Genomic DNA, 10398 nt, shown 5'->3' on the forward strand with positions numbered 1-10398 from the left:
GGTGATTTCGCTGATGGTGCTCACAAACGTACCTGCCTTGCGGGGAGAGTGCGGGGCCGCCATGGCTCCCGGTGGGATTCGAATTCTGCGATCCGCGCTTCATCGCGCAGGGTGAGGCCGATGTCGTCGAGGCCCTCGAGGAGGCGCCACCGGGTATAGTCATCGATCTCGAACGGAACGGTGAGGGCGCCCACGCGGGCGGTTCTCGACACGAGGTCGACCGTCAGTTCGACTCCGGGACAGGCCTCGATGATGTCCCCCAGGCGCTGGGCGTCGGCCTCGGAGATCTGGCCGGCGAGCAGACCCTGCTTGCCGGCGTTGCCGCGGAAGATGTCGCCGAAGCGGGGGCTGAGGACCACGTCGAAGCCGTAGTCGCGGAGCGCCCAGACGGCGTGCTCCCGCGAGGAGCCGGTGCCGAAGTCGGCGCCGGCCACGAGCACGCGGGCGCCCTCGTAGGCCGGATTGTTGAGTACGAAGTCGGGGTCGGCGCGCCAGCGGGCGAAGAGGGCGTCCTCGAAGCCGGTCTTGGTGACGCGCTTGAGATAGACGGCGGGGATGATCTGGTCGGTGTCGACGTTGGAGCGGCGCAGTGGAAGCGCGATGCCCGTGACGGTTGTGAACTTTTCCATTACTTACTCGTCTCCATTCTGGACCAGGTCCCACGGGCTCGACAGCGTGCCGCGGATGGCGGTCGCCGCCGCGACCAGCGGGGAGACGAGGTGCGTGCGCCCACCCTTGCCCTGACGACCCTCGAAATTGCGGTTGCTCGTGGAAGCGCACCGCTCGCCGGGAGCGAGCTGGTCGGGGTTCATGCCGAGGCACATCGAACAGCCGGCGAAGCGCCATTCGGCGCCGAAGTCGGTGAAGATCTTATCGAGGCCCTCCGCCTCGGCCTCGATGCGCACCCGCGCAGAACCGGGCACCACCAGCATCCGCACGCCGGGGGCCAGGCTATGGCCCTGGATGATGTTGGCGGCGGCGCGCAGGTCCTCCACCCGGCTGTTGGTGCAAGAGCCGAGGAAGACGGTGTCTACCCGGATCTCCTTCATCGGGGTGCCAGCCGCCAGGTCCATGTACTCGAGGGCGCGTTCGGCGGCCGAGCGCTCGTTCGCGTCGATGATTCCGGACGGGTCCGGCACGGTATCGCTCAGGGATACGCCCTGCCCGGGGTTGGTGCCCCAGGTCACGAAGGGTTCGAGAGTGTCGGCGTCGAGCAGCACCTCGGCGTCGAACACGGCGCCGTCGTCGGTGGCGAGGGTGTCCCAGTAGCTGACCGCGTCGAGCCAATCCTGGCCTGCCGGGGCATGTGCGCGACCCTGAAGGTAGTCGTAGGTGATCGCATCCGGGGCCACCATGCCCGCGCGGGCGCCGGCCTCGATCGACATGTTGCAGATGGTCATGCGACCCTCCATGGAGAGGGCGCGGATGGCGCTGCCGCGGTATTCGAGCACGTAGCCCTGGCCACCGCCGGTGCCGATCTTCGCGATCACGGCGAGGATGATGTCTTTGGCCGTCACGCCGGGGCGGAGAGTGCCGTCGACGGTGATCGCCATGGTCTTGAAGGGTGTCAGAGGCAGAGTCTGGGTGGCCATCACGTGCTCTACCTCGCTCGTGCCGATGCCGAGCGCCATGGCCCCGAAGGCGCCGTGGGTGGAGGTATGAGAGTCGCCGCAGACGACGGTGATGCCCGGCTGGGTCAGGCCCAGCTGCGGACCGACGACGTGCACGATGCCCTGCTCGATGTCGCCGAGCGAGTGCAGGCGAATGCCGAATTCCTCGCAGTTGCGCCGCAACGTCTCGATCTGGGTGCGGCTGGTGAGGTCGGCGATGGGCTGGTCGATCGCCAGGGTCGGCGTGTTGTGGTCTTCCGTGGCGATGGTGAGATCGGGGCGGCGCAGAGGGCGTCCGGCCAGACGCAGCCCGTCGAAGGCCTGCGGGCTGGTGACCTCATGCACGAGGTGCAGGTCGATGTAGATCAGGTCGGGCGTGCCGTCTTCGCCCTTGGCGACGAGGTGTTTGTCCCAAACCTTTTCGGCCAGAGTACGCGGACGTTCGTCCAGCAGTGGTGCATCAGTCATGTGTGTGCGTCTTCCTCAACGATGGGTATGCAGCCAACCAGAAACTCCACGACGAGAGAGGCCTCAGAACTGGGACTCGTCGCGGCAGAGCAGAGGGAGTCGACGCAGCAGCACCCTGACAGGCTAACACTGTGCGTGTGCGAGCTCTGCCTAACGCCCCTCGTTCGAGGGTGGTTTCCGTTGTGTCCACGACGTCACTCTATCTGTGGCTCGCTGCTTCGTTCGTGTCGGCGGTGTCGTCCTGCCCGGGTTTGCCCAGTTCCGACTCCACATAGACGACCGTCACGTTGTCGTGTCCGCCGCGGGCCAAAGCCGCGTCGACGAGCACGTCTGCACGGGACCGGCTGGGCAAGCTATCACCGGCATAGGATGCCAGGATCCTCGCAATCTCGGCCGCGCCGAGTTCCTTGGTCAGTCCGTCGGAGCAGATCAGGAACGCGTGCCGCCCGGACGCCGGTAGCAGCCACACGTCGGCGTCCACGGACTCGTCGGTGCCGATCGCGCGGGTGATCACGTTGCGTTCCGGATGCTGCTCCGCCTCGTCACGGGAAATGAGACCCGCGTCGACCATCTCCTGCACCGCGGAATGGTCGACGCTCAGCTGCGCCAACGTGTGCCCGTCCCAGGTGTAGACCCGCGAGTCGCCGACGTTGAAGGCCATCCAGTGGAAGCCGACGTCGTCGCCGGCGTCGACGAACGCGATGCCCGACAGCGTCGTGCCGGACACCGCGGTGCCGTAGTCGTCGACGGCGCTGAGGTCGCGCACCGCATCATTCGACGAGTGGATGGCGTCGAGCACGCGTTCCGGGGTCGACGGTGCGTCGCAGGCGATGTGTTCCTCGAAGACCCGCACGACCGTCTGGCTGGCCACGTCGCCCTGGGCATGACCACCCATGCCGTCGGCGACCAGGAAGACCGGGGCCTGGGCCAGGAAGCTGTCCTCGTTGACCTTGCGCTCGCGGCCGACGTCGCTCCGGGCACTGAACACGAACCGCACCCGGTTTGCGGGGAGCACCAGTTCGCTCTCACTCTGCGAGGCCACGTCAGCTCCTGTGTTCAAGGGCGTGCGAGGCACGTCGGCGAATGTCACTCCTCGACGTAGTGGGGGGTCTCCTCGGCGAGGGTGTGACCGCGCCGGCGAGCATCCCGCCGAGCCTTGATCAGGCTGGCGATGGTGGCCACGGCCATGGAGACCACGATCACCCCGAGCGAAGTCCAGGTGTCGATCTCCGGAGCCCAGCCCACGCCCTCGCCGCCGTTGATGAAGAAGACCTCATTGTTATGCAGGGCATGGAAGACAAGCTTGACGCCGATGAAGAACAGGATGAATGCGATCCCGTACTTGAGGTATTCGAGGCGTTCGAGCAGCCCGCCCAGCAGGAAGTACAGCTGACGCAGCCCCATCAGGGCGAACACGTTCGCGGTGAACACGATGAAGGGGCTCTGCGTGATGCCGAAGATCGCCGGAATGGAGTCGAGGGCGAAGACCAGGTCGGTGGTGCCGATCGCGAGGAGCACGATCAGCATGGGGGTGAAGACCTTCTTGCCGTCGACCAGGGTGCGCAACTTCGAACCCTCGAAGGTCGACGAGATGTTCATGTGCCGGCGCAGGTAGCGGATCAGGCCATTGTCGGCCTCGTCCACGTCGGACTCTTTCGCGACCGCTTGGTGCACGGCCGTGTAGAGAAGGAACGCGCCGAAGATGTAGAAGATCCAGCTGAAGTTCTCGATCAGCTGGGCTCCGAGCAGGATGAAGATGCCGCGCAGCACCAGCGCGATGATGATGCCCACGATCAGCACCTCCTGCTGGTACTTCCGGGGCACCGAGAACCTCGCCATGATGATGACGAAAACGAACAGGTTGTCGATGCTGAGGCTGTACTCCGTGAGCCAGCCGGCGAGGAACTGCCCCGCGTGCTCGGCGTCGCCCAGAACCAGCATCAGCAGGGCGAAGATCAGGGCCAGTCCCACGTAGAAGGCAACCCACAGGCTGGCCTCGCGCATCGAGGGTACGTGCGGCCGCTTGAAGACGATGAGGAGATCGGCAACCAGGATGAGCGTCAGGACGACGAGCGACCCGATCTCAAACCAGAGCGGGAGAGCAATTTCCATGCGTGTAGAGCCTTTCACGGAAGGGAATGCTGGAGGCAGCAGGAAACCTGAAAGTCTCTCCCGTATCGATGGGTCGATACCGCCGTGCCGGGCCCCTGCGACGCGGCCCGTGCTGACGTCCACGGCGAAGTGCCCGAAACGGGCACAGGGATACTCCCCTTCACTCGGTGGAGTCTACCGGGGGTCTCGCTTAAACAAGACACCCGGTGCCCCTCGAAAATAAGGAAATCGGGCTGTTGTGACCCCAGCGGGATTCGAACCCGCGTTACCGCCGTGAGAGGGCGATGTCCTAGGCCGCTAAACGATGGGGCCGTTTTGCAACTCACCTAATATGCCACACGCCCACAACTAAAACCAAACTGAGCGGCTCAGGCGTGCACGAGCAGAGCTCCGGGTACCACGTCGACCTGCACCGGCATTGCCCCGACCCGCTCCCCGTCGGCGTAGGCGGCGACCCTGTCGGCGTCGATCCGGATGCTGCGACACCGGGTGATTTCCACCTGCGGCAAGGTTGTATGCGTGCCCGAGAATACCTTCGGGAAGACGCGGAGGAAACCCGCCCGCGACAGCGGGGCCACGATGAAGAGGTCCAGCAGGCCGTCGTCGATCACCGCACCCGGAACGATGCGCATGCCGCCGCCGATCGACACGTTGTTGGCGACGGAGATCAACATGGCGCGCACCCGGCGTGGCCGGCCGTCGACCGTCAGCCGGTAGGAGATGGGCCGAAACGTCGTCAGAACCAGCAGCATGGCCAGGGTGTAGCGGCTCTTCCCGCGGGGCCGGCGCATCCGGTTGGCCCGTTCGTTGACCACGGCGTCGAACCCGGCCGAAAGCACGCCAGCGAACCAGATCGTCGTGTCGCCGCACCGCACCCGGGCGGCGTCTATGGCGCGCGGCGGGCGGGTGAGGGCATCGAGCAGGTGACGGATGGCGGCATCCGTGTCGTCGACCGGGATCCCCAGCCCGCGCGCGAGGTCGTTGCCCGTGCCGCACGGCACGATGGCCAGGGGTCGACTCGTGCCGGCCAGGAGGTTGGTGCCGAGGCTGACCATCCCGTCGCCGCCGACGACCACGAGAGCGTCAACCCGAGACACCAGGGCGCCCTGGACGTCGCGGCGAAGCGCGTCGAAGCTGGGGGCGCTCACACTGGTCGTCTGGTGGCCGCCCGCGACCAAGGCCTGGGCAACCCGAGGGCCGACGTCGCTGCGGCGGCCGAAAGCGGCGGCGGCGTTGATGGCGACGAGGTGGAGACATGGAGGCACCGCTCCAGTATGGCCTCAGCTTGCAGCGCTCTGAGATTGGGTATTAGCTCAATTCATGAAACTGACGAAACTCGAGCACGCGGCCTTGATTCTCGACAAGGCCGGCCAGAAGTTGTTCATCGATCCCGGCTCGTTCACAAGTCCGCTCACTGACACCGCCCGGGCCGCCGCCGTCGTGCTCACCCACGAGCACCCCGACCACTGGACCCCGGAACAGCTGGACCGCATCATCGCCCTGAACCCCGACGTGGCGATCTTCGCCCCGGCCGGGGTCGCCGCCGCCGCCGCCGGCTATCCCGTGACCGTGGTCAGCGCCGGCGACATGGTAGAGGCCGGGCCGTTTCGGCTGCGCTTCTTCGGCGGCACGCACGCCATCATCCACACAACGATCCCGGTGATCGACAACCTCGGCGTACTCGTCGACGAGGAGCTCTACTACGGCGGTGACTCGTTTGCGATTCCGGAAGGCGTGACAGTGCAGACCCTCGCCGTTCCGGCCGGCGCGCCCTGGCTCAAGATCAGCGAGGTGATGGACTACGTGCTGGCCCTCGAGCCGCGCCGCACCTTCCCCACACACGAAATGGGACTCTCCCGGGGTGGCAAGGAACTTTCCAATGCCCGGATTCAGTGGGCCACCGAGCAGAACGGTGGCGAGTTCTTCCCGCTCGAGCCGAACGAGTCCCTCGACCTGTGATGTTTGGCACTCCTTTCGGGGGGTAGCCCTGTAGGAATCCCACAAACGATATATAGTCAGCGCGGAATGCGTTAGCCCTGGCCCCGAACTTTTCCGGGCTTCGGTTCGTGGCCTCTCCCCACTGCTACGGTCGTGTCACTTCGGCGTTCCGCCGTGCCGCGCGGCCGTGAACCACCGGCCGCGACGTCGGAGTCTGACCGCGCACCGCACACCACACCACGCGAGTTCCGGCATGCCCGCATGCCCGCTCACGTCTTTCAAGGAGCCTCAATGACGAGATCTGACCGTGCACTATCCCGCCCAGGCACCATTGGCATTCGCTCCACTGTGGCCGGGCTCAGCCTCATGCTGGTCATGCTGCTGACGTTCTTCTTCCTGACCACCGGGCGGCTGGCCAGCGGCGCCGGAGAACTCTCCACCGGAGCCGTCACGGTCGAAGCCGGCTCACTGAAAGTCACCGGCGGCGCGGCGCAACTCGCCGTGGGCGCCGAAACGCTGTCGGAGGGCGCGGCCGCCGCGGCCGCCGGTGCGGCCGACCTCCAGGCCGGGGCGACCCGGGCCAACACGGGCGCCGTCAGCCTGGCGACAGGTGCGGCGAACGCTTCGGCCGGCGCCGGCACCCTCCTCGACGGAGCACTCACGAGCGTCAGCGGCAGCACCAGGCTGGTGCTCGGCGCCGAATCGGCCGCACGGGGCGCGGAGACGCTGTCCGCCGGCGCCGCCACCGCCGCCAGCGGAGCGAGCGCTCTCGCCACCGGTGCCGGAGCTACTGCGACCGGTGCGGCGACTCTCGCCACCGGCGTCGCCACGACAGGGACCGGCGCCATGAAGGTCTCCGCCGGCGCAACGCAGGTTGCCGCGGGTGCGGCAACCCTGGCCACCGGCGCCGGCCAGGCAGCCCTCGGCGCCAGAACTGCTCGCGACGGCTCGGTCCTGCTCGCCGTGGGAACGGCATCCGCCGCCCAGGGCACGAACCAGGCCCGGCGCGGCGCCGAGGCCCTCGCGCTGGGGGCCACCGAACTCAGCGACGGAGCTAGCCGCGTCGCTGCGGGCGCCATGAGGCTGGATGCCGCCCTCGCCACCCTGGCCGACCAGGTCGAGGCGGACACGATCACCCCGGACGCCCTTCTGGCCACTCTCCAGGGGCTGAGCTCCGCCGCCTCCAGCCTGCACACGGGCACCACGGGGGTTGAGTCCGGGGCTGTTGCCCTTCGGGACGGTTCGGCCGTCCTCCGTGACGCATTGACGCCCCTGAGCGAGGGCACTGCGGTGCTCCAGACGAGATCCGCAGAACTGCGCGACGGGCTCACAACCCTCGCCGCCGGCGCGGCCCAGGTGTCTGGCGGAGCTACCGCGGTGGCCGCGGGGACAGGTGCCGTCGCGACGGGGGCCTCGGAACTCCAGGTCGGTACGCAGGCCCTCACCGCCGGTTCCGAACGGGTTGCGGCCGGCACCAGCGCGGTTTCCACCGGTGCAAGCTCGCTCCAGGGCGGCACCAGCCGAGTAGCCGCCGGCGCCTCGTCGTTGTTCACGGGAGCGACGACCCTGGCGACTGGCGCCGTGAGTCTCGCCGACGGCGCAACCCGCATCTCGATCGGCGCCGGGTCATTGACCGACGGCACGCAGACCCTCGCGGCGGGGGCATCCACGCTGGTCACCGGCACCACTGCGCTCGAAACCGGGTCCACCGCCCTGGCCGTGGGCACCGAGAAGGTATCGGACGGCTCCGGGACGCTCCTGGACGGCGCGAACACGCTCGCCGCCGGCACCGCCGAGCTGAGCGCCGGCTATGCCAAGGTCGCCGCGGGTTCAGGCAAGCTGGCCGATGGCGCCGAGACGCTGAGCTTCAATCGCGCGGCTCCCGGGATCATGGTCCTGATCGGATTGGTCCTGGCAGGGACAACCGTCTGGCTGATCCGTCGCCTGAGAATGGTGCGCTGACCGAGAACCGATCGGCAGCGGGGCCCGGATCCACTGATCCGGGCCCTGCCCTGTCCGGCCGAAGACCACAGAAGGAGATGCACCGCCCCTGCACAGGGCGCACCCAGCTAGCGGGGCATCGGTGCAGCTACCGTAATTGTGATGTCTCTGCAGACGTGCGACCCGATGACTAGTCCCCGAAGGAGGCTGCCCCTATGACTGTTCCCGTTCTCTCGGCCCAGAACATCGGCAAGTCCTATGGGAGCGGGGCGAACCGTTTCGACGCGCTTAAGGGAGTCTCCGTCGACATCCGCGCCGGTGAATCCGTCGCCATCGTCGGCAAGAGCGGGTCCGGCAAGTCCACGCTCATGCACCTGCTGGCGCTGCTGGACGACCCGGACAGCGGCGCGCTGCTGGTCGAGGGAACGGATGCGAAGAAGCTCAAGGGCGAGGAGGTGAACCGGCTTCGTAACCAGGACTTCGGGTTCGTCTTCCAGCAGTTCTTCCTCACCGCCAATGCGAGCGTGCTCGAGAATGTCGTGCTCCCCCTGAAGATAGCCGGGGTCAGCCCGAAGGAGCGCAGGGCGCGCGGAATGAAAGCCTTGGAGCAGTTGGAGCTGGCCGACAAGGCGAAGAACAAGGCCAGGAACCTCTCCGGCGGGCAGAAGCAGCGCGCCGTCATCGCCCGGGCCCTGGTCAACAACCCGAAGGTGATCTTCGCGGACGAACCGACCGGCAACCTCGACACGGCCACCGGAGCCGTCGTCGAGGACATCCTCTTCTCCCTCAACAAGGTCAAGGGCATCACGCTCATCATCGTCACCCACGACATCGATCTCGCTGCCCGCTGCGACCGCCAGATCTTCATTCGGGACGGGATCGAGGACCTCACCAGATCTCCTGACGCCATCTCGAAGCCCCAGGGAGCACGCGCATGAAGTTCGTCGACATCATCACAACCGCGATCGCGAACAGTTTACGCAGCAAACTCCGCACCGGCCTGACCGTCATCGCCATCTTCATCGGTGCGTTCACGCTCACCATCACCAGCGGCATCGGCACCGGGGTGACGAGCTACATCAACAGCCAGGTCTCGGCGATCGGTGCGGCGGATGTGCTCACGGTCTCCAAGACCGACGGCGCCGCGGCGACGGAGAGCGACGGACCGGCCGCGTATGACCCGGAGAAGGCCACCACGATCAGCCTGGGCAACGGCTCGCGCCCCGGCAGCACCATCCAGGCGATCACCGACGCCGACCTCGACACGATCAAAGCCACCAGCGGCATCCTCGGCGTCGACCCGGCGGTGCAGGTCACGCCCGACTTCATCGAGTACGACGGCAGCGGAAAATTCGAGCTGATCGTGAACGCGGCCGCCACCCTCACCACGGCCGACCTGGCGGCCGGAGCTCAACTGGACAACGAGAGCGCCACCGACCAGCTTCTGCTGCCGACCACCTACCTCGACGCGCTGGGCTTCAGTACCCCGGAATCGGCCATCGGCCGGACCGTCTCCATCGGCATCACTGATTTCGCGGGCACCCCGCAGCAGGTTCCGGCCACCATCGTCGGCGTGCAGAACGAGACCATCCTTGGCGCTGGGGCCGGCCTCAACCAGCCGCTGACCGACCGGCTGCACGACGTGGAACTCGCCGGCACCCCCGCCGGGGCACCACAGAGCTATGCCAGCGCGACCGCCCGGTTCGACCTGGACGCCTCCGATGAGGAGATCGTCGCGATCAAGGCCGACCTCGCCGACCAGGGCTACGCCTCGCAGACCGTCGCGGACCAGATCGGCTCGTTCGAAACCGTGATCAATGTCATCATCGGCGTGCTCAACGCCTTCGCCGTGATCGCGCTGATCGCCGCCGGCTTCGGCATCATCAACACGCTGCTGATGAGCGTGCAGGAACGCACCCGGGAGATCGGCCTGATGAAGGCTATGGGCATGAACGGCGGCCGTGTCTACGCCCTGTTCAGCACCGAGGCCGTCTTCATCGGCTTCCTGGGCAGCGCCCTGGGCGCGCTCGTGGCGGTGGGCGTCGGCTCGGTGGTCAGCAACATCCTCGCTACCACAGTGTTCGAGAACCTGCCCGGACTTCAGGTCGTGCAGTTCGCGCCGAGTTCGATCGCCGTCATCATCGGCGTCGTCATGTTGATCGCCTTCTTGGCCGGTACCCTGCCCGCCCGGGCCGCGGCGCGGCAGAACCCGATCGACGCCCTGCGGTATGAGTAGCGCGGGCCCGAGCGGTGCGGGCCCGAGCGGCCCCGGTTCGGCCGGCCCCGCCGCCGACCTGGGGCTGCGCGCCCGCAAGCGCGCGGCCACCCA

The 10398-nt window shown here is 67.2% G+C and carries 9 protein-coding genes and 1 tRNA gene; 4 read left to right on the top strand and 6 right to left on the bottom strand.

From position 1 onward, the window contains the following. Positions 1-20 precede the first annotated feature (20 nt). From leuD to E3O62_RS16400, 6 genes are all read right to left on the bottom strand, one after another. A complete protein-coding gene (leuD, locus tag E3O62_RS16375) occupies positions 21-629 on the bottom strand; it encodes a 3-isopropylmalate dehydratase small subunit (protein WP_134394170.1) in 609 nt (202 codons plus the stop codon). Positions 630-632: 3 nt separating this feature from the next. Next, complete coding sequence (leuC, locus tag E3O62_RS16380; RefSeq protein ID WP_134394171.1) at positions 633-2078, bottom strand: 3-isopropylmalate dehydratase large subunit; 1446 nt, start codon at positions 2076-2078, stop codon at positions 633-635. A 199-nt stretch (positions 2079-2277) separates the two neighbouring features. Further along, a complete protein-coding gene (locus tag E3O62_RS16385; protein WP_241973559.1) occupies positions 2278-3120 on the bottom strand; it encodes a PP2C family serine/threonine-protein phosphatase in 843 nt (280 codons plus the stop codon). A gap of 44 nt (positions 3121-3164) precedes the next feature. Beyond that, on the bottom strand, positions 3165-4190 hold the full coding sequence (locus tag E3O62_RS16390; RefSeq protein ID WP_134394172.1) for a TerC family protein: 1026 nt from the start codon (positions 4188-4190) through the stop codon (positions 3165-3167). Between the two features lie 239 nt (positions 4191-4429). Next, positions 4430-4502 (bottom strand) — tRNA-Glu (locus tag E3O62_RS16395). A 56-nt stretch (positions 4503-4558) separates the two neighbouring features. Beyond that, entirely contained in the window at positions 4559-5455 is an 897-nt protein-coding gene (locus tag E3O62_RS16400) for a diacylglycerol kinase family protein (RefSeq protein ID WP_134399295.1), read from the bottom strand. Positions 5456-5510: 55 nt separating this feature from the next. On the opposite strand from E3O62_RS16400, the gene E3O62_RS16405 reads away from it, so the two are divergent. The 4 genes from E3O62_RS16405 to E3O62_RS16420 all read left to right on the top strand — a co-directional run bounded on the left by E3O62_RS16405 (position 5511) and on the right by E3O62_RS16420 (position 10305). After that, positions 5511-6149 carry an MBL fold metallo-hydrolase gene (locus tag E3O62_RS16405; protein WP_134394174.1) on the top strand — a complete coding sequence of 213 codons (639 nt, stop codon included), beginning with the start codon at positions 5511-5513 and terminating at the stop codon, positions 6147-6149. A 270-nt stretch (positions 6150-6419) separates the two neighbouring features. Continuing rightward, positions 6420-8090 carry a hypothetical protein gene (locus E3O62_RS16410; protein ID WP_166786525.1) on the top strand — a complete coding sequence of 557 codons (1671 nt, stop codon included), beginning with the start codon at positions 6420-6422 and terminating at the stop codon, positions 8088-8090. Between the two features lie 194 nt (positions 8091-8284). After that, positions 8285-9007 (top strand): ABC transporter ATP-binding protein, encoded by a 723-nt coding sequence (locus tag E3O62_RS16415; RefSeq protein ID WP_134399298.1) that lies wholly within the window; start codon positions 8285-8287, stop codon positions 9005-9007. Further along, complete coding sequence (locus E3O62_RS16420) at positions 9004-10305, top strand: ABC transporter permease (RefSeq protein WP_134394177.1); 1302 nt, start codon at positions 9004-9006, stop codon at positions 10303-10305. Before E3O62_RS16415 ends, E3O62_RS16420 begins: the two co-directional genes overlap by 4 nt. Positions 10306-10398: the final 93 nt, after the last annotated feature.

The sequence above is a fragment of the Cryobacterium sp. TMT2-15-1 genome, from assembly GCF_004402345.1.
GTDB classification, from domain to species: domain Bacteria; phylum Actinomycetota; class Actinomycetes; order Actinomycetales; family Microbacteriaceae; genus Cryobacterium; species Cryobacterium sandaracinum.